Origin of the sequence: Citrobacter sp. Igbk 17 (genome assembly GCF_028069775.1) — a bacterium.
In the GTDB taxonomy this organism is placed as follows: domain Bacteria; phylum Pseudomonadota; class Gammaproteobacteria; order Enterobacterales; family Enterobacteriaceae; genus Citrobacter.
On sequence record NZ_JANEWI010000042.1, the window covers coordinates 1 to 19,426 of the forward strand.

A 19,426-nucleotide genomic window follows, 5' to 3' on the forward strand; every position below is an offset into this window, starting at 1 on the left:
GATAATTACCTAAAGAATGTAAAATAAAAATTAAACGCTTTGATTTTTACTTTTCACATGAAAGATGACTTTCATGGTTAAGTTAGACGCTCAAAATAATTGTCAGATATTTGCAACACCCCTTGCAAGGTTAATTGAGGTCCAGGCGTCATAACAAAACAGTGCATTTTCAGTATATTGCCGCAGTAGATTTTGTTAGTCGCTAACGATGATGAGTTCTGGGACACCTGTATTTCTTACTCTGGAAGAAAATCGATATCAAACTAATTAAATAATACGTTCCTTTTTGGTAACTACACCAGGTAAAACACGTTAATTATTCGTTGCAGCAGCGCATAAGGCAGAATCAGCAGAAATCGTGAATTCTCATGCTTTAGATCAACATTCATTCCCGTCAGGCATAAAAAAGCCCGCATAACGCGGGCTCATGTTCAGCATTGGAAATGCATCAGAACTTATAGGTGATACCCGTTGAGATCAGACCCGTCCAGGATTTGTCTACCATCGGGCTGTCTGTCACTTCATCAGACAAACGGGTGTAACGCGCAGTGCCGTACACGCTCCAGTCGCCTAAGAAATTATAGTTGGCGCTGAGTTCAAGGTACGGGTTCCAGCTGCTTTCAGGATCGTAGCTGCGTAAACCACTGCGAGACGATTCGTGGCGCGATACACCATAGTAGTACTGGTTCTGGTTTTCGCTGTTCCACTCAACACCAATCCCCGGTGTCAGCGTCAGGCCTCCGTTGGTATAACGGTACAGCCATGCCAGATCCCATACGATACCATTACTGTTATCCAGTGCGTCTCCCGCGAGGCTGGTACGCAGGAAACCATATTGCGTGTTATGCACGTAAGAAAGCCCGGCCATCATGGTGCTCTTACGTTTATCAAGATTGCGCAGACGGCTATCGTCGCTGTCGCCCGGCTTGAAGTACAGTGGCGACCAGTACGCCATCACAGATAATTTATCTGTATTGTCATTCCACAGGTAGTAACCGCCGCCCAGACCACGGAACCAGAAGTTGTCGCTTTCATAGGTCACAACAGGGACCGGGTAAACGTCACTATCGTAGTTTTTGTAAGGGTGTTCAACCACACCAACGCCTGCGCCCAGCGTCAGGTTGCTTTCTGCTTGCGCGACGCTCGCGGATGTGGCAATAAGCACGCCAAGTGCCAGAAGTTTGAGTTTGGTCACAATCCATAATTCCTTATTCAAATGTTTAGCGACGAAAGTGTAACCGCCAATACGCTTCAGCCCAACTATTTTACGTATTACCTGCCCAATGTAACCCCCTAATTTCTCAACGAGTGATGACATTTTGCTTGCAGCACGGTGAACACCACATGAATTCAGCCCCATTTCTTTACATAACATGTGCTTTTTTTGCTGATGAGTTATTGATATGCCATTGAAATTCATTTGCGCGTGCAGGCAAGTTTTGCAAATGCCATCTACGCTTAAATTTAGAAGGTGTATCACCGAATACGTTGATCTCCTGACCATCGAAATGGCATGAGAGTTGCTTATTTCTTCAGCAGCGACGTCGTTCAGTTTACCTCTTCAGGGGCCTCTACTATTCATATGAACGGCTCTTAACATGTGCTAAAAAACGAAAGGACGGCATACCATGAATATATTCGATCACTATCGCCAGCGTTATGAAGCTGCCAAGGACGAAGAGTTCACGCTGCAGGAGTTTCTTACCACTTGTCGGCAAGATCGCAGTGCTTATGCCAACGCGGCAGAGCGGCTATTAATGGCTATTGGTGAGCCTGTCATGGTTGACACTGCCCACGAACCTCGACTTTCTCGACTCTTTTCGAATCGGGTGATTGCACGTTATCCCGCTTTTGAAGAGTTTTACGGCATGGAAGACGCAATTGAACAGATTGTTTCTTATCTGAAACATGCGGCTCAGGGGCTGGAAGAGAAGAAACAGATCCTGTATCTGCTGGGGCCGGTGGGAGGGGGAAAATCATCGCTTGCAGAGCGACTGAAATCGCTGATGCAAAGAGTGCCCATTTATGTCCTCAGCGCCAATGGTGAACGTAGCCCGGTTAACGATCATCCGTTATGCCTGTTTAATCCGCAGGAAGATGCACAGATCCTGGAAAAAGAGTATGGGGTCCCGCGTCGCTATCTCGGTACGATCATGTCGCCGTGGGCTGCGAAGCGTTTGCATGATTTCGGCGGGGACATCACTAAATTCCGTGTCGTCAAAGTCTGGCCGTCTATTCTGGAGCAAATCGCCATCGCTAAAACCGAGCCTGGTGATGAAAACAACCAGGACATTTCCGCTCTGGTCGGGAAAGTGGATATTCGTAAACTCGAACACCATGCGCAGAACGATCCTGATGCCTACGGCTACTCAGGTGCGTTGTGCCGCTCCAACCAGGGGATTATGGAATTCGTAGAGATGTTTAAAGCACCGATTAAAGTGCTGCATCCTCTGCTGACTGCTACCCAGGAAGGAAACTACAACGGGACAGAAGGTATCTCTGCCCTGCCGTTTAACGGCATTATTCTCGCCCACTCGAACGAATCTGAATGGGTGACGTTCCGCAACAACAAAAACAACGAAGCCTTCCTCGACCGTGTATACATCGTGAAGGTCCCGTATTGCTTACGTATATCTGAAGAGATCAAGATCTACGAAAAACTGCTTAACCACAGTGAGTTGACCCACGCACCATGCGCGCCGGGCACGCTGGAAACGCTGTCGCGTTTCACCATTCTTTCGCGTCTGAAAGAACCTGAAAACTCGAGCATATATTCGAAGATGCGCGTTTATGACGGTGAAAGCCTGAAGGATACCGATCCTAAAGCAAAATCGTATCAGGAGTACCGGGATTACGCCGGAGTTGATGAGGGGATGAACGGTCTGTCCACGCGTTTCGCGTTTAAGATCCTCTCCCGCGTGTTCAACTTTGACCATGCCGAAGTCGCAGCAAACCCAGTGCATCTGTTCTATGTGCTTGAGCAGCAAATCGAGCGTGAGCAATTCCCGCAGGAGCAGGCTGAACGTTATCTTGAGTTCCTGAAGGGCTATCTGATCCCGAAATACGCCGAGTTTATTGGCAAAGAGATCCAGACGGCTTACCTTGAGTCCTATTCAGAATATGGACAGAACATTTTCGATCGTTATGTTACCTATGCGGATTTTTGGATTCAGGATCAGGAGTACCGCGACCCGGATACCGGTCAGCTGTTCGATCGCGAGTCACTGAACTCCGAACTGGAGAAAATTGAGAAACCTGCGGGTATCAGTAACCCGAAAGACTTCCGTAACGAGATCGTCAACTTTGTTCTGCGTGCCAGAGCAAACAACAGCGGTCGCAACCCAAACTGGACCAGTTACGAAAAACTGCGCACGGTTATTGAGAAGAAAATGTTCTCGAATACCGAAGAGTTGCTGCCGGTCATTTCGTTTAACGCTAAAACCTCGACTGACGAGCAGAAAAAGCACGACGATTTTGTCGACCGTATGATGGAAAAAGGCTATACGCGTAAACAGGTACGTTTACTGTGCGAATGGTATTTGCGCGTACGGAAATCGTCTTAACATAAGTGCCCGGTGGCGCATGCGCTTACCGGGCTTGCAAAATAATGTTCCGTAGGCCGGATAGCGCCAGCGCCATCCGGCACTTACAGACATGGCGAACAGTTGGCAGTACGGGGGGGCATATGACCTGGTTTATTGACCGGCGTCTTAACGGCAAGAACAAGAGCACGGTAAACCGCCAACGCTTCTTGCGCCGTTATAAATCGCAAATTAAACAGTCGATCTCCGAGGCCATTAACAAGCGTTCGGTGACCGACGTAGATAGCGGCGAATCTGTCTCTATTCCGACCGATGATATTAGCGAACCGATGTTTCATCAGGGGCGTGGTGGCCTGCGTCATCGCGTGCATCCGGGTAACGATCATTTTGTACAGAATGACCGTATCGAACGTCCGCAGGGGGGCGGCGGTGGTTCAGGAAGCGGACAAGGCCAGGCCAGTCAGGATGGAGAGGGTCAGGATGAGTTCGTCTTTCAGATATCTAAAGATGAATATCTTGATCTGCTGTTCGAAGATTTAGCGCTCCCTAACCTGAAGCAGAATCAGCAGCGTCAGTTAACGGAGTTTAAAACGCACCGTGCAGGATTTACCTCCAACGGTGTGCCCGCCAACATCAGCGTGGTGCGCTCCTTGCAAAACTCACTGGCGCGCCGCACAGCAATGACGGCGGGTAAACGTCGTGAGCTGCATGCGCTTGAGGCCGATCTGGAAACCATCGCCAAAAGTGAACCCGCGCAGTTGCTGGAAGAAGAGCGATTACGCAAAGAAATTGCTGAATTACGGGCAAAAATTGAGCGCGTACCGTTTATTGATACCTTTGATTTGCGCTACAAGAATTATGAGAAACGACCCGATCCTTCCAGCCAGGCCGTGATGTTCTGCCTGATGGATGTCTCTGGCTCAATGGACCAGTCGACTAAAGATATGGCAAAACGGTTTTATATCCTGCTGTATCTGTTCTTAAGCCGCACTTACAAAAATGTGGAGGTTGTCTATATTCGCCATCATACTCAGGCAAAAGAGGTTGATGAACACGAGTTCTTCTACTCTCAGGAAACGGGGGGAACCATAGTTTCCAGCGCCCTGAAGTTAATGGATGAAGTGGTAAAAGATCGCTACAACCCTGCCCAGTGGAATATCTATGCCGCTCAGGCATCGGATGGCGATAACTGGGCGGATGACTCACCACTGTGTCATGAAATTTTGGCGAAAAAGCTGCTGCCGGTGGTGCGATATTATAGCTATATTGAAATCACCCGACGTGCACACCAGACCCTGTGGCGTGAGTATGAGCATCTGCAATCTACCTTTGATAACTTTGCGATGCAGCATATCCGCGACCAGGATGATATTTATCCGGTTTTCCGCGAGCTGTTCCATAAGCAAAGTACCTCCAGCAATAGTTAGCAATTAGTAACGTAAAAAGTCAGCCAGATTTTCATCTCTGGCTGATTTTTTCTTGCCGGGTGCGGTGCGTTCCGTTCATGCGTAAAATGGCGCTACATTCTCTCCACCAGCGGATAGAAGTCTTTATTTTCCCGTTGCATACGCTCATACACTTTACGCAAAACAATGTTGGCATCACGTCTGAACGCGTCATCGTTGCCAATCAACTTACTGGCAATATTCCAGCGGCGGGAGAAAACCTCATATTCACTAACGATGTCCGCCATTTCACGCTTAAATTGTGTGCTGACTTGCCGAAGTACGTTATTACCATCTTGCTCAATATGCGGATAAAGGAACTGATCTTCAGCAGATAAATGCGTTTTAATGATCGCGCTCATGCTCACAATCGCAGTAGCGATTTCCTGAGCATTGGCTGAGACGCCAGCGAGGCTTAACTTACGCAAGAATGATATTTTTTCCAGTATATCAACATGCTGACTTTTCATTTTATCAATATTCATCCGTTTATCCTTTTTATTTTCCTTTGATGGAACAGCAGGCAATGTAGTTTAGTTGGTGACGTTGCGAGTGGAAGAAACGAAACATTTTCAAGAATCGGCGACGATTTTCGTACGTTCGCATACCGTTAAACGCAATTTTAATTGCACCCTTTACTCCTTCGTCGCGAATTAATCCGCGCGGTGACATCAACGACATTTTGCCATTCTGTTGCAGGACCTGTTCAAACCCCGCACTCATCAACAGGTCACTCCATCCTTGTTTGGTCAGCGGACTGACGTTTGATTTCACCACCTGAACCAACTGATATTGTTCGCCTTCTTCCAGTTTTTGCGCTGTGAACATAATGTCGTGGGTCAACAAACGTCCACCGGGTTTCAGCACCCGATGATATTCCGCAATCAGTTTCGCTTTAACTTTGTCTGCATACATTGTCAGCATGGCTTCGTTAATCACGACGTCGAAGCTGTTATCCGCAAAAGGCAGAGTATTGGCGTTTGCCGCCATGACATGAATGTGATTTTCCAGTCCGTTGTGCGCCACATTACTTCTGGCCTTGTTCAGCGCATTTTTATCCATATCAATGGCATAGACCGTACATCCAAAGCGCTGTACCAGCTCGATGGCCGTTGTAGCCATATTGCAGGCAACTTCAAGGACCTGGCTGCCAGGCGTCAGTTGGGACTGCCGGAACAACCATTCTGTCGCTTCAACCCCACCTGGGCGCAGGCGGGTTTTTCCCAGGCTGGCTAAAAATGTATGGCCCGCTTTTTCAGTCGCGCTCATTCGCCGGTCTCCTTTTTTATAAGTTGCATTATAAATACAACAATAGAGGTTAAAGGTGAAGAGCACGAATGATTTTTATTACAAATAATGCGCAATCCTGCAGGATTTTCCGTACTGTTAGAGTGGATGTATACCGTGTGATAGACTGATGTATCTGACTTACAGGGTTGTAAATCATTATGAAATTGCATCATAAAGCGCTCCGGCACTTTATCTCCGTAAGCGTTATTGTTTTGACATCTTCTTTTTTGGTTTATGAACTTGTTGCCAGCGATCGGGCAATGAGCGCGTATATGCGCTACATCATAGAGAAAGCAGATTCATCCTTTCTCTATGATAAATATACCAATCAGAGCATTGCCGCCCATATGATGCGCCAATTTTCATCCCCGAAAAAGCCCATCACAGTTGAACAACGAAAAGCGCTGTGCACCGCTTTTGAAACCGTCAACGGCATACATGGATTCAACCTCACTGCCCATGATTATCTTCCGTTACGCGGCACGTTACAGACCCACTCGCCGAGTTGTATTGAACAACTTGACGATATTTTTCTACTCCCCGCCTTCGATCAGGCCGTAAACGCAAATCGTGAACGGGTAGATTATGGTCAGGGATTAGGCACCATGGAATACAAGTTTCGCTATTACATTGACCTGAAAAACGACTACATCTATTTCTATAGCCTGGTAAATTCATATCAATTTGCCATGAATCACTGGTCTTTTTTACAGAAAGGTACACTGGGAATTAACCAGAGCGATATTGATGATATTTTTACTGGCCGAACCGTCATTTCCAGTATTTATCAGGACGATCTCACCCAGGAGAAAGTGATGAGCTTTTTGACCCCGGTCTACTATACCGGCAAGCTAAAAGGCGTTGTCATGGTGGATGTTAACAAAGACAATTTAAAGAACATATTTTATACCAACGACCGTCCCCTCGTCTGGCGCTATCTCAATGTGACTTTATCTGATATCAACTCAGGTGAAGAGATTATCATTCACCAAAGCGAGAGCGACTTGTTTCAGTATGTTCATTATATTAATGACATCCCAGGCGGAATGCGCATCACATTATCGCTTGATTTTATGTATTTTATTGTTGCCTCCTGGAAGATATTTGCCTTCTATTTACTGGCAACGGCACTGCTGCTGAACATGGTCAGAATGCATTTTCGTTTGTATCACAACGTCACACGCGAAAATATCAGTGATGCGATGACCGGGCTTTATAACCGTAAAATATTAACGCCCACGTTAGAGCAGCGTTTGCAGCAGTTGGTCAACGCCGGAACCTGCGTAACTTTTATTGCTATTGATTGCGATAAACTAAAGACAATTAATGACACGCTCGGGCACCAGGAAGGCGACCGCATTATCACCATTCTGGCCAAAGCTATTCAGGCCTCTATTCGCAAAAGTGACTATGCCATCCGTCTTGGCGGAGATGAGTTTTGTATTATCCTTGTCGATTATGCCCCTGAACTTACCCCCCAACTACTGGATCGTATTCGCGATAACTTACACACTATTGCTCCGGATACCTCCGTCAGTTTTTCCGCGGGGATTTATAACATGCAGCCAAACGACACCATTGATGACGCTTATAAGGCATCAGATGTACAGCTCTATCTGAACAAACAGAAAAAACACCACCGTGAGTGATACTGTATTCGTCAGGATGTTCATCGTAGTACCAGGAGTAAGAAATGACAGATGTAAATAAAGGCAACGTGACGCACCAACGTTTAATTTCGCTGTTGTCAGAACAAGGCGCAACGTATCGTGTACTCAGCCATGAGGCCGTTGGCAAATGTGAAGCTGTCTCGGAAATTCGCGGTACAGCGCTGGGTCAGGGGGCAAAAGCCCTCGTCTGTAAAGTAAAAGGCAACGGCGTTAATCAGCATGTGCTGGCCATTCTCCCGGCTGACCAACAGGCTGACCTGAACCAGCTTGCCGGACATATTGGCGGTTTACGCGCATCACTTGCCAGCCCGGCGGAAGTGGATGAACTGACCGGCTGCGTGTTTGGCGCTATCCCACCGTTTAGTTTCCATCCAAAACTCAAGCTGGTTGCCGATCCGCTGTTGTTTGAGCGCTTTACTGAAATTGCGTTCAATGCCGGACTGCTGGAAAAATCCGTGATCATGGACACCAAAGATTATTTACGCATTGCGCAACCTGAATTAGTCCCATTCCATCGCGCACACTAGCAAGCCCGTAACATCAGTATCAAAACGCGATATTATGCGTTCGCCCAAAAATAATAATAATCAATAAAAAAGCCTGTTCCGTCACGCATTTACGCGTACAGTAAGCAGGCTTATTTTTTCTTTTGGCAAGGAAACTACGATGTTTGATGTCACACTGCTGATCCTGCTTGGACTGGCAGCTCTGGGCTTTGTCAGCCACAACACCACTGTCGCCGTTTCAATTCTGGTGCTGATAATCGTCCGTGTTACTCCGCTGAATACATTCTTCCCGTGGATTGAAAAGCAGGGGCTTACCGTTGGGATTATTATTCTGACGATCGGCGTCATGGCGCCCATCGCCAGCGGCACGCTGCCCCCCTCCACGCTTATTCACTCCTTTTTAAACTGGAAGTCTCTGGTCGCCATCGCCATCGGCGTTGTTGTCTCCTGGCTTGGCGGGCGCGGCGTCACGCTGATGGGTAGCCAACCTCAACTCGTCGCCGGTTTACTGGTGGGCACAGTATTGGGCGTTGCCCTCTTTCGCGGCGTGCCGGTGGGTCCGCTTATTGCGGCCGGTCTGGTGTCGCTGATTGTTGGGAAGCAGTAGTCAACCCTGCCAGATAGCGACCGGGTGTTTGACCCAGGCCTTTCTTGAACATGGTGATAAACGCGGTCGTTGAATCGTAACCGAGCATTTGTGCGACCTGCTGTACATTGTGCCCGTCGATCAGTGCCTGCAGCGCCAGGATCAGTTGCAACTGATGACGCCAACGGCGAAAACTTAGCCCCGTTTCTTTGACGACCAGACGGGCAAGATTACGCTCGCTCATGGCAAACACATTGGCCCACTGCCCCAGTGTTTGCCATTGCGCAGGCTCCCGCGCCATCGTCGCCACCATCTTGCGAATTTTCGGGTGATCGGATACCGGTAACTGCATTTGCTCCTGTGGCTGTTGCGGTAGTTCGTCAAACAACACCTGCGTTAACCGCTGGGTAGCTGGTTCACAGAGCTGGGCATCCGTTTTGCTCGCCAGCGCAAGAATAAGTTCCCGGCATAATGGCGCTATTTTCAGCGTACAACAGCGATCCGGCATCACTACTGCATAAGGTTCAATGAATAAAAAGCACAATTGCGCGCCAACGGTAACGTGGTTGCTGTGCGGGATTTCACCTGGTATCCACACCGCATATTGCGGCGGCACCATCCACATGGCGTTCTCAACTTCGCAAGTAATTGCGCCATGCAACGCCAGAATTAACTGACCTTTGCGGTGTTGATGCAGTGGGCTGAAAAGTTCGTCTTCCTGAGCCTGAATACAAAAAGCCACGGCGGCATCGTGGTAAAGATCGGGTTGATACCCGTCCAGCCTCAGTCCAAACATAAGAATGTCCGATTTTAGCGATAAACTGTCATTTTAGCTTGATTCATCCACAGAGTAAAAACGCTAAGGTAACGCCTCGCCTGACGATATGAGAAAAAAATGACTAACTCCCCTTCTTCCCGCGGTAAAAACGGTGCGCTGTTAATTGCGGGTATCCTGATGATCGCGACCACACTACGCGTTACGTTTACCGGCGCAGCCCCTTTACTGGACGCGATTCGCACTGACTACGGTCTGACCACCGCCCAGACGGGACTCCTGACCACGCTACCACTGCTTGCTTTTGCGCTGGTGTCGCCTCTGGCGGCAACCGTCGCTCGCCGTTGGGGTATTGAGCGCAGTCTGTTAGCCGCCATGCTGCTGATCTGTATGGGTATTGCTATACGTTCACTCCCTTCATCCGGAGCCCTATTTGGCGGGACGGCAGTCATTGGCTGTGGCATAGCACTGGGAAATGTCCTTTTGCCGGGCCTCATAAAGCGTGATTTTTCACAGCATGTGGCAAAGCTCACCGGGGCGTATTCGTTAACAATGGGCGCTGCAGCAGCGCTGGGTTCGGCAATGGTCGTGCCGTTAGCGTTACATGGCTTTGGCTGGCGCGGCGCGCTGATGATGTTAATGGTCTTTCCGCTGCTGGCGTTATTGATCTGGTTACCTCAGTGGCGCCAGACGGCCAATGCCAGCCTCAGCAATTCGCGAGCGTTGCACTCCCGCGCAATCTGGCGCTCCAGTCTCGCCTGGCAGGTCACGCTGTTTTTGGGCATCAACTCGCTTATTTATTACGTCATTATCGGCTGGCTACCCGCCATTATGATCAGTCACGGCTACAGTGAAGCACAGGCGGGGTCGCTGCATGGCTTGCTACAACTGGCGACCGCAGCGCCTGGGCTACTGATCCCCCTCGTTCTGTATCGGTTTAAAGATCAGCGTACTATCGCCGCACTGGTCTCGATAATGTGCGCTATTGGTGCTGCAGGGTTTGCCGTTATGCCCGAGCAGGCGGCCCTGTGGACCGTGCTGTTTGGCTTTGGCTCCGGTGCCACGATGATCCTCGGCCTCACCTTTATCGGGCTACGTGCAAGCTCAGCGCATCAGGCCGCCGCACTATCAGGCATGGCGCAATCTGTCGGGTATTTACTGGCCGCATGTGGGCCGCCGATGATGGGGAAAATTCACGATCTTAACGATAGCTGGCAGCTCCCGCTGGTTGGCGTCGCGCTGCTCGCTCTCATCATGGCCGTGTTTGGCGTCTGTGCAGGACGCGAGAAAGAGATCGCCAGCGCGTAATACACCGGGCAGGCAAAAAACCAACCTGCCCAGTTGTTATCCTCTGGCCGCGCGCAGCAGTGCCTGGACGAGGGGCACAGGCTTTCCTGCCAGCGCCCCTCGTTCGTGCTGAAAAAGCGTCCCGACATAAAACGGATGTGTCACCAGTTCAATAGCGCGAACGTCACCCGCGTCATCCCAGCCCGTCACTCGCAGATCGCCGCTTTCAAGCTCAGCGGCAAAACCTTCCGACACGCCATAGTTACAGTGATACCCCTCTGTAATGACATCCCGTCCGTAGGCTCTGGCGATCAGCGTATTCGCACGCAGTTCAATATCATCCGTCTTTTCGACCAACGAGCAGGTCAGCGGTGCAATCACCATACGACCCGTGGTCTCTGTTTCCGCATGCGCGGCATCACGCCAGCCCAGCACATTGCGGGCATACTCAAGAATGGCATGCTGAAAGCCGCCACAAGTGCCCAAAAATGGAATACTGTTTTCGCGTGCGTAACGTATTGCCGTCAGCGCGCCTTCCGGATGCTGGTAAGGACTGCCGGGGACCACCCAGATGGCATCATAGCCGACTAAATCTTCACCACTGCTAATATCAGATGTGGTGAGCCAGTCATAATCAGCCACTAATTCCAGAACGGCAGCAGCATCATCGATAGCAAGGGGAATAGCCTGGTGCGCCACAATATCGGGGCTGTAATCACCCACCAGCGCAATGCGAAGCGTATCTTTAACAGGGGAAATTTCCATTAACTTTCCTTATGTCCAAACAATGAGGGACAACATAAGGAGCCTCAGCCTACCGATTTTTTGTTGTTATCACAATCCCTTAAATTGAGAGTCTATATGGCCAAAATGCTATAATGGTCACGTTTTACGATCTTATTTAACCGTAATGAAGACGAGTTCAGTGGCTTAACGGAGCGGATTAAGAGATGAATATTCAGTGTAAACGCGTGTATGACCCGGCAGAAAAAAGTGATGGCTATCGTGTTCTGGTCGACAGACTGTGGCCACGCGGAGTGAAAAAAACCGATCTTGTTTTCAATGAGTGGGATAAAGCGCTGACGCCCTCGTCTGATTTACGTAAGGCATTCCACGCTGATGTCATCGATTTTGCCCATTTTTCCGAGCAATACCGCGCAGAACTTGCCCAGCAACAGCAGGAAGGCAAGCGACTCGCGGACATTGCCCGCCAACAGCCGTTAACGCTGCTGTATGCGGCGAAGGATACGCAGCAAAATCATGCGCAGGTTCTGGCTGAGTGGCTACGCCAATTGTGACAGCTGGCTATTTGCCCGTTGCCGGATGATCTCTGCGCCAAAGTGCCCATTCATCAATAACTTCACCACCGGGTAGCTTGCAATCCGACCTTACGCCTTGCGGTGTCTGCACCGCAATCAGCACGCCGCCCTTTTGCTCACAATATACGGATGCCGGGTTCGCCATGCCAATTTTCGGTGGTACGGGTGCTTCAGGTGATGTGGAACACCCCGCCAGCGCCAAAATGCCGGGCACAACGATAGAGGCCAGTTTCATATTCACTCCTGTTAAAAACGTTACTCTGGAAGAGTACCCCGACTCCCCACCTATCTCCATGTTTTACTGACGTGTTTCAATCTCATGTCTACATTTTGACCCGGATAGCGTGTTTCATCTTTCCCTCCGATGTTCTATTATGCCGGCAATACAGGACTTATCAGCATTCTGGAGTATTTGCCTCTCATGTCAGACATGATCCTCGCCCGAGTCTCACAATCATTAGCCACGGAGCAGTCTGTTGAGAGTCTGGTTCGGCAACTTCTGGAGATGCTGGAGGTCGTGACTGAGATGGAATCAACCTATCTTACTAAGGTCGATTTAGATGCGCGTCTGCAGCATATTCTGTATGCGCGTAATAGTAAGCAAATGCAGATCCCTGAAGGGCTGTCGGTACCGTGGGATGAGACACTCTGCAAGCGCGCAATAGACGCAAACTGTCTGTATAGCGATAACGTTCCCGCGCGTTGGCCAGAATGTACCGCCGCACGCGCACTGGAAATCACAACCTTTCTGAGTACTCCAGTCCACCTGCCCGATGGCACGTTCTATGGCACCCTCTGCGCCACCAGTCGTCAGCAACAGCCACTCAGCGAACGAGGTGAGCAGGTACTGCATCTGTTCGCAGGCCTGATTGCGCAGTCTATTCAGAAAGAATCTCTGGTTGCTCAGTTACGTGAAGCAAATGCTGCGCTGATAGCCCACTCCTACACTGACGTTCTGACCGGGTTACCTAACCGGCGGGCAATATTTGAAAATATCGAAACCCTCTTTTCGCTGGCTCGCCACCTCAGACACAAAATTATTGTCGCCTATATTGATTTAGATGATTTCAAACTGATCAACGATCGTTTTGGGCACGAAGTCGGTGACCAGTTTTTGATCCAAATTGGCCAGCGTTTACGCCGTGGATGCAGTGAGAATGATATTCTTGGTCGTCTGGGCGGTGATGAATTTTTAGTCGCCAGCCTGTCAGTGGAAAACGAAATGTCGCCGTGTATTCGTTTGCAAAGCGTGAAAAACCACTTACAGCAGCTAATTTGCGGTGACTATGACCTGGGTGGAATCTGTTTGTATTATCCGGGAGCCAGTCTGGGCGTTGTGGAAATAGACCCGCTGGAGACAGACGTCAACTGTGCGCTTCATCTTGCAGACAGTGCGATGTATCAGGATAAGAAACGTCAGGATAAAACCGCTTTTGTCGTACATTAAGCCCTGTTATGCTTAATCGTCTTAAAATTATTCTGGCAGATAAGCGTATGCGACTCGGTATTATTTTCCCCGTTATTATTTTCATTTCCGCTGTCGTTTTCCTGTCCTGGTTCTTTATTGGCGGCTACGCCTCACCAGGAGCATAACGATGAAAAAAACAACGCTTATTATGATTGGCGTGGCCATTATTGTCGTGCTGGGAACGGAGCTGGGCTGGTGGTAACCCAAAATAAAGGCCACATAAATGTGGCCTTTATTGGCTGATTCGTTACTTAGCTTTTGATTTTTCTGTAGATAAACAACACCACAATCGCGCCGATAATTGCCACGACAAAGCTGCCGAAGTTGAAACCATCAACTTTACCAAATCCAAAGAATGTACTGATCCACCCGCCCACGACGGCACCAACAACCCCTAAGATAATGGTCATAAAGAAACCGCCGCCATCTTTCCCCGGCATGATCCATTTTGCCAAAATCCCCGCGATAAGACCAAAAATCACCCATGAAATAATGCCCATTATTTTCCTCGCTTATGTTTTTACGTGAACGATTTACTCGCTGTATAAAAGCATAGCATAGCGCCGAAAAATTAAAATTTGTGATCAGTGTCACTTTGATTTTTCATCTTTATCTGATGTTTCATGAGGTTAAACCTCACAAAAACGGTGATATTTACTGACGTTTATCGTCATTAGTGTCAAATCGTCAGTCATTATTCTGCTATTTTTGCTTTCGCTCCCCGCCATTGCTGAATTTTCAATTCTGGCACAGTTTATGCTTTAACAGCCCGTCGCTACGACAAATCGTAGTCCGCGAAAACTCTCGCGAGACTCCGTCTACAATTCGCGCTATTTCAGCATTTAACAGGTCTGTTATTGATGAAAAAAATCACCAGTGTTTGCCCATACTGTGGGGCCGGGTGCAAGCTCAAGCTTGTTGTTGAAAATAACAAAATCATCCGCGCTGAAGCCGCTGAGGGTGTAACGAACCAAAACCAGCTATGCCTGAAAGGCTACTACGGCTGGGACTTTCTGAACGACACTCGCCTTTTGACTCCCCGTCTGACCCGACCAATGATCCGCTATGAAAAAGGTGGGAAATTCACGCCCGTCAGTTGGGATGAAGCCATCCGCTACACTGCAAAACGCTTATCCGAGATCAAAAATACCTATGGTCCTCGCGCCATCATGACGACGGGTTCGTCTCGTGGAACCGGGAATGAGACCAACTACGTGATGCAAAAATTCGCACGTGGCGTACTCAACACCAACAATGTCGATTGCTGCGCCCGCGTCTGCCACGGTCCATCCGTCGCCGGGCTGCAGGAGACGCTGGGCAATGGTGCGATGAGTAACTCAATTAGCGACATTGAAAACTCAAAATGTCTGCTCATCTTTGGCTATAATTGCGCCGATTCCCACCCGATTGTGGCACGCCGGGTGATCAAAGCTCGCCAGAACGGGGCAAAAATCATTGTCTGCGATCCCCGCCGCATTGAAACTGCCCGAATTGCAGACCAGCATCTGCAGTTGAAAAACGGGTGTAACATGGCGCTGGTCAACGCGTTTGGCCATGTGCTTATCGAAGAGCAGCTTTATGATCGCGAGTATGTGCAAAAACATGCCGAAGGCCTCGAAACTTACTGGGAAACCGTCAAGGATTACGCGCCCGAAGCCGTTGAACATTTAACGGGTGTGCCTGCACAGCAGGTTCGTCAGGCGATGCGTACTTTCGCTTCCGCCCCCTCGGCAACCGTGATGTGGGGAATGGGCGTGACCCAGTTTGGCCAGGCGGTTGACGTGGTTCGTGGTCTGTCGAGCCTGGCATTGCTGACCGGAAACCTGGGGCGTCCTAATGTCGGCGTTGGCCCGGTGCGCGGACAAAATAACGTGCAGGGCGCGTGTGATATGGGCGTACTGCCGAACCAGTTCCCGGGCTATCAGGACGTTACCGATTTCGCCGTGAGAGAGAAGTTTGCCAACGCCTGGGGTATTGACGTCAATCTGATGGATGACAAGGTCGGCACCCGGATCACCGAAGTCCCCCATCTGGCCATCGAAGGTAAAGTCAAAGCCTACTACATCATGGGTGAAGATCCGCTGCAAACCGAGGCCGATCTGGGCCTGGTCCGTGAAGGCTTTAACGCGCTCGATTTTATCGTGGTACAAGACATCTTCATGACCAAGACGGCAGAAATGGCCGACGTTCTCCTGCCCGCAACATCGTGGGGCGAACACGGCGGCGTCTTTACCTGCGCCGATCGGGGATTCCAGCGGTTTGAACAGGCGATTGAACCTACGGGGGATGTCAAACGCGACTGGGAAATCATCAGTCTGCTGGCCACCGCAATGGGCTATCCGATGCAGTATCAAAATAACCAGCAAATCTGGGATGAGATGCGCGAGCTATGTCCGCTCTTCTACGGTGTGACATACGAAAAAATGGGTGACATGGGCCATGTTCAGTGGCCATGTCCGGAGCTTGATCATCCAGGCACGCCGTATCTGTATGCACACAGCCAGTTTGATACCGCCAATGGCAAAGGTAAATTGTTTGCCGCACAGTGGCGTGCTCCTGCAGAAGTGCCTGATGAAAAGTACCCAATGGTGTTATGCACTGTGCGCGAAGTCGGCCACTATTCGTGCCGCTCGATGACCGGTAACTGCGCAGCATTGCAGGCCCTGGCCGATGAACCGGGCTATGTTCAGATCAGTACGCGTGATGCGGAAAACCTCGGTATCCGTCATCGCGATCTGGTTTGGGTGAGCTCGCGTCGTGGCAAGGTTATCAGTCGGGCTGATGTCTCTGAACGCATCAATCCCGGAACCGTGTACATGACCTATCAATGGTGGATTGGCGCCTGTAATGAGTTGACCCAGGATAATCTGGACCCCATCTCGAAAACCCCGGAAACCAAATATTGCGCCGTCAATGTTGAGCACATCACCGATCAAGGTTGGGCGGAGAACTATGCCGCGAAATCTTACAGCGAGATGAAATCACGTCTGTGTGAGGCTATCGCGTAAGTAACCTGCACATTTGCCTGAGTCGTACCTCCAGGCTCAGGCAAATGCCATTGCGTTACTTCGCCAACTGCGGATCGTTAAACCGAATAGCCATATCTTCTGCCTGCTTATCCCGCGCCATAAAGTTAAAACTAATCAGAAATAGCCCAACCATAAACGGCAATTCGTACAGTTCTTCAATCAGATCGCCATACTGCGCGTTGTGAAGAAAGACGGGAGCCAGCAGACGATGGTGCTCGACCGTGTCGGAGATCAAAAATGCACAACTGGTGATCGCCAACAACCAGAGCGGTAGCGGCTCATTGCGCAAGCGATTGACGATCTCCCGGCGCAGGTTCGCTGAAATCACTACCGGCAAGATAATCATGGCGATTAATACAACAGAGATAGCCCTGAATAACAACCTGGGCTGATCGGGAAAATAATCGCGCCCCCAACTGGTGCTTCGTCCCAGCAAAACTAACCACCACAGCGCGGCCCACAGCCAAAATTGCTTCTCGCCATCTGGACGCGAAAAAGGCCGGATGTAGCAGAAAGTAAACACGGCACCAAAAAACAGCCAAAGCGCCTGACCATTTTCAATCCATCTGACGACGCCGCCGTTGAGCAAGGGGAGATTCAAGTTGGCAGTAAACGGGATCACCGCAGTGACCAGCCCCAGCAGGAGTGTTGGGAATGTTAATCGGGTATCAAGTTTCATAAGCACGATGTTCTGTTAAATGAAAGACAGCCGATCATAACCCCAGCGAATTTTACGCCATTAGCAATCTATGCGATCTTCTTAAGGTTTTCTTAAGAAAACTTTTTTACAGAAAATGAGCGCACAAACTACGCATCATGAATAAAAAAACCGCATCGAGCCGTCAACGCGCGATGCGGTTTTAATTTTAAAATGAATGCAATCAAGCAATAGCAGAGATGAAACCTTACCAGCCGCAGACTTCGTGCTCATTCTCGGTATCGTATGAACGAACCGTATTGACCAGGTCTTTAACCACTTCAGCGGCCACATCCGGAATCAACAGCGTCATCGGTGCTTCAGTTTCATAATCGACAGACACGCCATTGCTGTTATTGGTGACTGTAACGGTGTAGGTTGCTTTACCCATGATTTACTCCTTGCCGGTACGCACAACTTTTCGTTGATTTGCGCTCTCCATCAACACTTCGGGCGCTACGAAAAAGTCGATATTAAAGTAGGTGTCGTCGGTCATCACTTCGATGTTATGCCATTTCTCCGGCGGAAAAACGCCGAACTGACCGGCTTCGATAATCATCACCTCTTCAGGTTCCGGGCTGTGTTCATCTGCAAATCCGAGATATTTGACCGCCCCCTGCATCACAGAAAGTCGAGGATAAACCCCGGCACGGGTACCCTTATCAAGGTGGCGTTCGAAAATTCCGGCAGGTGCAGTTTCTTTGTTCCAGAACGGCGTTGAGCGTGTATGAATATGATTCTGTGGAATTTGAAGCATTTTTCTTCCCTTTTCCAGTCGACAACCAGCGAGTCTTATTGAATCGCTGCTGTGAACAGGGTACGCCTCAAAATATACATTTTAAATACCATTTATTGGTTATAACCATCCCATCTTTCAATGAAGGGAGCAGCTTAATACTGAAAGCCCGCCGTCAACAGCGGGCCAATAGCGTTACGACTGAAGCGTCGCCAGACGTGCGGCAAAACCGACAAAGATCAAGCCAATGAGGGAATTCCCAACTTTAGCCAGTTTTTTCTTCGTACGAATATACTGTGTCACAAACGCACCGGAGAAAATAAGGAAGCTCAGATAGAAAAAGCTCACTATTTCAAGCGTCATCGCCAAAATAAAGAACGACAACCCTGAGTGAGTCGCGTTGACATCAATAAACTGTACAAAAAACGATACATAAAACAGAATGGCTTTAGGATTCGTCAGACTCAGAATTAATGCACGTTTGAAAATCGCACCAAACGGAACTTCTTCTGGCGCAGCATCGCTGGCTTTCGATTTCAGTGTGGCATACAGGATCTTCGCACCGAGATACAGCAGATAAAACGCGCCGAGATAACGAACGATATTGAACAATACGGGCGTTGTTTTGATAAGTGCAGCTACGCCAGCATAGGCCAGAAACATCAATACGGCATCACCAATAAACACACCGCTTGCGGCCAGATAACCGCCCTTCACGCCACGACCGACGCTGTTCTTCAGCACAAATATCGTATTTGGCCCCGGAACCAGCACGATAAAAATAGCCCCCACCAGATACGTCCAGTAATTCAGAACTCCATACTCTGCGAACACGTTAACCTCTTCCTGAAAATACACATGCACTTGCTGCGAGACAATATGCTAACGAATGCGCCAGGGGATGGAAAGAGAAGCTTTAGAATATAGCATTCTGTTTCAGTCCGGTTGCAACAGCATTATTCGTTCCACATTTGCAACGATGAAACCCACTTTTGCGCCTACCCAATGCCCCGTTTAGCCACTAATGTTTATCAGTAGATTCAGCCCGCAAGGCACCCTCTCATCACATGGAGAAA

Annotated in this window: 21 protein-coding genes and 1 pseudogene; 11 read left to right on the plus strand and 11 right to left on the minus strand. The window is 49.3% G+C overall.

Annotation, left to right across the window (positions count from 1 at the left end):
- Positions 1–448: 448 nt before the first annotated feature.
- Positions 449–1,195 carry a MipA/OmpV family protein gene (locus tag NNO08_RS19650; RefSeq protein ID WP_048212595.1) on the minus strand — a complete coding sequence of 249 codons (747 nt, stop codon included), beginning with the start codon at positions 1,193–1,195 and terminating at the stop codon, positions 449–451.
- Between the two features lie 433 nt (positions 1,196–1,628).
- Between NNO08_RS19650 and yeaG the strand changes: the two genes are divergently transcribed.
- Complete coding sequence (yeaG, locus tag NNO08_RS19655) at positions 1,629–3,563, plus strand: protein kinase YeaG (protein WP_005120355.1); 1,935 nt, start codon at positions 1,629–1,631, stop codon at positions 3,561–3,563.
- Between the two features lie 122 nt (positions 3,564–3,685).
- Positions 3,686–4,969 (plus strand): YeaH/YhbH family protein, encoded by a 1,284-nt coding sequence (locus NNO08_RS19660; protein ID WP_271449123.1) that lies wholly within the window; start codon positions 3,686–3,688, stop codon positions 4,967–4,969.
- A 92-nt stretch (positions 4,970–5,061) separates the two neighbouring features.
- Here the strand turns inward: NNO08_RS19660 and NNO08_RS19665 are convergent, their stop codons facing one another.
- Both NNO08_RS19665 and NNO08_RS19670 read right to left on the minus strand, forming a co-directional pair.
- Complete coding sequence (locus NNO08_RS19665; protein ID WP_271457383.1) at positions 5,062–5,472, minus strand: hemerythrin domain-containing protein; 411 nt, start codon at positions 5,470–5,472, stop codon at positions 5,062–5,064.
- Positions 5,473–5,485: 13 nt separating this feature from the next.
- On the minus strand, positions 5,486–6,256 hold the full coding sequence (locus tag NNO08_RS19670; protein ID WP_271449125.1) for a class I SAM-dependent methyltransferase: 771 nt from the start codon (positions 6,254–6,256) through the stop codon (positions 5,486–5,488).
- 179 nt (positions 6,257–6,435) lie between these two features.
- Here NNO08_RS19670 and dgcJ point away from each other — a divergent pair, with 179 nt between their 5' ends.
- From dgcJ to NNO08_RS19685, 3 genes are all read left to right on the plus strand, one after another.
- Positions 6,436–7,926: a diguanylate cyclase DgcJ gene (gene dgcJ / locus NNO08_RS19675; protein WP_271449126.1), complete on the plus strand. Its 1,491-nt coding sequence runs from the start codon at positions 6,436–6,438 to the stop codon at positions 7,924–7,926.
- A gap of 44 nt (positions 7,927–7,970) precedes the next feature.
- Positions 7,971–8,474, plus strand: coding sequence for a YbaK/prolyl-tRNA synthetase associated domain-containing protein (locus tag NNO08_RS19680; RefSeq protein WP_271457384.1), 504 nt, complete (start codon positions 7,971–7,973; stop codon positions 8,472–8,474).
- Positions 8,475–8,613: 139 nt separating this feature from the next.
- Positions 8,614–9,060, plus strand: a complete 447-nt coding sequence (locus NNO08_RS19685) for a DUF441 domain-containing protein (RefSeq protein WP_271457385.1) — start codon at positions 8,614–8,616, stop codon at positions 9,058–9,060.
- Here the strand turns inward: NNO08_RS19685 and NNO08_RS19690 are convergent.
- Positions 9,043–9,835: pseudogene (locus NNO08_RS19690) on the minus strand (AraC family transcriptional regulator); the annotation flags it as partial. The gene NNO08_RS19685 and the pseudogene NNO08_RS19690 overlap by 18 nt on opposite strands.
- Before the next feature lie 99 nt (positions 9,836–9,934).
- Between NNO08_RS19690 and NNO08_RS19695 the strand changes: the two are divergent.
- A complete protein-coding gene (locus NNO08_RS19695) occupies positions 9,935–11,122 on the plus strand; it encodes a CynX/NimT family MFS transporter (RefSeq protein ID WP_271457386.1) in 1,188 nt (395 codons plus the stop codon).
- Between the two features lie 36 nt (positions 11,123–11,158).
- Here the strand turns inward: NNO08_RS19695 and NNO08_RS19700 are convergent, their stop codons facing one another.
- Positions 11,159–11,866, minus strand: a complete 708-nt coding sequence (locus NNO08_RS19700; protein WP_271441163.1) for a CTP synthase C-terminal region-related (seleno)protein — start codon at positions 11,864–11,866, stop codon at positions 11,159–11,161.
- Between the two features lie 185 nt (positions 11,867–12,051).
- Between NNO08_RS19700 and NNO08_RS19705 the strand changes: the two genes are divergently transcribed.
- Positions 12,052–12,399 (plus strand): DUF488 domain-containing protein, encoded by a 348-nt coding sequence (locus NNO08_RS19705; RefSeq protein WP_202038860.1) that lies wholly within the window; start codon positions 12,052–12,054, stop codon positions 12,397–12,399.
- A 7-nt stretch (positions 12,400–12,406) separates the two neighbouring features.
- Here the strand turns inward: NNO08_RS19705 and NNO08_RS19710 are convergent, their stop codons facing one another.
- Entirely contained in the window at positions 12,407–12,655 is a 249-nt protein-coding gene (locus NNO08_RS19710) for a putative hemolysin (RefSeq protein WP_137382919.1), read from the minus strand.
- A gap of 186 nt (positions 12,656–12,841) precedes the next feature.
- On the opposite strand from NNO08_RS19710, the gene NNO08_RS19715 reads away from it, so the two are divergent.
- From NNO08_RS19715 to yoaJ, 3 genes are read left to right on the plus strand one after another with little or no spacing between them, the layout of a single operon-like run.
- Positions 12,842–13,867, plus strand: a complete 1,026-nt coding sequence (locus NNO08_RS19715) for a sensor domain-containing diguanylate cyclase (protein ID WP_271457387.1) — start codon at positions 12,842–12,844, stop codon at positions 13,865–13,867.
- 47 nt (positions 13,868–13,914) lie between these two features.
- Entirely contained in the window at positions 13,915–14,013 is a 99-nt protein-coding gene (locus tag NNO08_RS19720; RefSeq protein WP_086523648.1) for a YoaK family small membrane protein, read from the plus strand.
- 2 nt (positions 14,014–14,015) lie between these two features.
- Positions 14,016–14,090, plus strand: a complete 75-nt coding sequence (yoaJ, locus tag NNO08_RS19725) for a protein YoaJ (RefSeq protein WP_099530266.1) — start codon at positions 14,016–14,018, stop codon at positions 14,088–14,090.
- A gap of 49 nt (positions 14,091–14,139) precedes the next feature.
- On the opposite strand, the gene NNO08_RS19730 is transcribed toward yoaJ, so the two are convergent.
- Positions 14,140–14,388, minus strand: a complete 249-nt coding sequence (locus NNO08_RS19730) for a GlsB/YeaQ/YmgE family stress response membrane protein (protein WP_137382921.1) — start codon at positions 14,386–14,388, stop codon at positions 14,140–14,142.
- A gap of 360 nt (positions 14,389–14,748) precedes the next feature.
- On the opposite strand from NNO08_RS19730, the gene fdhF reads away from it, so the two are divergent.
- Positions 14,749–16,896: a formate dehydrogenase subunit alpha gene (gene fdhF, locus NNO08_RS19735; RefSeq protein ID WP_271457388.1), complete on the plus strand. Its 2,148-nt coding sequence runs from the start codon at positions 14,749–14,751 to the stop codon at positions 16,894–16,896.
- A 55-nt stretch (positions 16,897–16,951) separates the two neighbouring features.
- On the opposite strand, the gene NNO08_RS19740 is transcribed toward fdhF, so the two are convergent.
- From NNO08_RS19740 to leuE, 4 genes are all read right to left on the minus strand, one after another.
- On the minus strand, positions 16,952–17,596 hold the full coding sequence (locus NNO08_RS19740; protein ID WP_271457389.1) for a hypothetical protein: 645 nt from the start codon (positions 17,594–17,596) through the stop codon (positions 16,952–16,954).
- Between the two features lie 226 nt (positions 17,597–17,822).
- Positions 17,823–18,005: a DUF1869 domain-containing protein gene (locus NNO08_RS19745; protein ID WP_003030733.1), complete on the minus strand. Its 183-nt coding sequence runs from the start codon at positions 18,003–18,005 to the stop codon at positions 17,823–17,825.
- A gap of 3 nt (positions 18,006–18,008) precedes the next feature.
- Positions 18,009–18,371 (minus strand): DUF1971 domain-containing protein YeaR, encoded by a 363-nt coding sequence (gene yeaR, locus NNO08_RS19750; protein WP_045441926.1) that lies wholly within the window; start codon positions 18,369–18,371, stop codon positions 18,009–18,011.
- A 174-nt stretch (positions 18,372–18,545) separates the two neighbouring features.
- Positions 18,546–19,184: a leucine efflux protein LeuE gene (gene leuE, locus NNO08_RS19755; protein WP_048212597.1), complete on the minus strand. Its 639-nt coding sequence runs from the start codon at positions 19,182–19,184 to the stop codon at positions 18,546–18,548.
- Positions 19,185–19,426: the final 242 nt, after the last annotated feature.

Coding starts and splice junctions, on each gene's coding strand:
- NNO08_RS19730 (WP_137382921.1), bottom strand. CDS start 14,388: ATGGGCATTATTTCATGGGTGATTTTTGGTCTTATCGCGGGGATTTTG.
- NNO08_RS19710 (WP_137382919.1), bottom strand. CDS start 12,655: ATGAAACTGGCCTCTATCGTTGTGCCCGGCATTTTGGCGCTGGCGGGG.
- NNO08_RS19695 (WP_271457386.1), top strand. CDS start 9,935: ATGACTAACTCCCCTTCTTCCCGCGGTAAAAACGGTGCGCTGTTAATT.
- NNO08_RS19715 (WP_271457387.1), top strand. CDS start 12,842: ATGTCAGACATGATCCTCGCCCGAGTCTCACAATCATTAGCCACGGAG.
- fdhF (WP_271457388.1), top strand. CDS start 14,749: ATGAAAAAAATCACCAGTGTTTGCCCATACTGTGGGGCCGGGTGCAAG.
- NNO08_RS19670 (WP_271449125.1), bottom strand. CDS start 6,256: ATGAGCGCGACTGAAAAAGCGGGCCATACATTTTTAGCCAGCCTGGGA.
- NNO08_RS19745 (WP_003030733.1), bottom strand. CDS start 18,005: ATGGGTAAAGCAACCTACACCGTTACAGTCACCAATAACAGCAATGGC.
- yeaG (WP_005120355.1), top strand. CDS start 1,629: ATGAATATATTCGATCACTATCGCCAGCGTTATGAAGCTGCCAAGGAC.
- NNO08_RS19665 (WP_271457383.1), bottom strand. CDS start 5,472: ATGAATATTGATAAAATGAAAAGTCAGCATGTTGATATACTGGAAAAA.
- NNO08_RS19700 (WP_271441163.1), bottom strand. CDS start 11,866: ATGGAAATTTCCCCTGTTAAAGATACGCTTCGCATTGCGCTGGTGGGT.
- NNO08_RS19720 (WP_086523648.1), top strand. CDS start 13,915: ATGCGACTCGGTATTATTTTCCCCGTTATTATTTTCATTTCCGCTGTC.
- NNO08_RS19660 (WP_271449123.1), top strand. CDS start 3,686: ATGACCTGGTTTATTGACCGGCGTCTTAACGGCAAGAACAAGAGCACG.
- NNO08_RS19685 (WP_271457385.1), top strand. CDS start 8,614: ATGTTTGATGTCACACTGCTGATCCTGCTTGGACTGGCAGCTCTGGGC.
- dgcJ (WP_271449126.1), top strand. CDS start 6,436: ATGAAATTGCATCATAAAGCGCTCCGGCACTTTATCTCCGTAAGCGTT.
- yeaR (WP_045441926.1), bottom strand. CDS start 18,371: ATGCTTCAAATTCCACAGAATCATATTCATACACGCTCAACGCCGTTC.
- NNO08_RS19705 (WP_202038860.1), top strand. CDS start 12,052: ATGAATATTCAGTGTAAACGCGTGTATGACCCGGCAGAAAAAAGTGAT.
- NNO08_RS19680 (WP_271457384.1), top strand. CDS start 7,971: ATGACAGATGTAAATAAAGGCAACGTGACGCACCAACGTTTAATTTCG.
- NNO08_RS19740 (WP_271457389.1), bottom strand. CDS start 17,596: ATGAAACTTGATACCCGATTAACATTCCCAACACTCCTGCTGGGGCTG.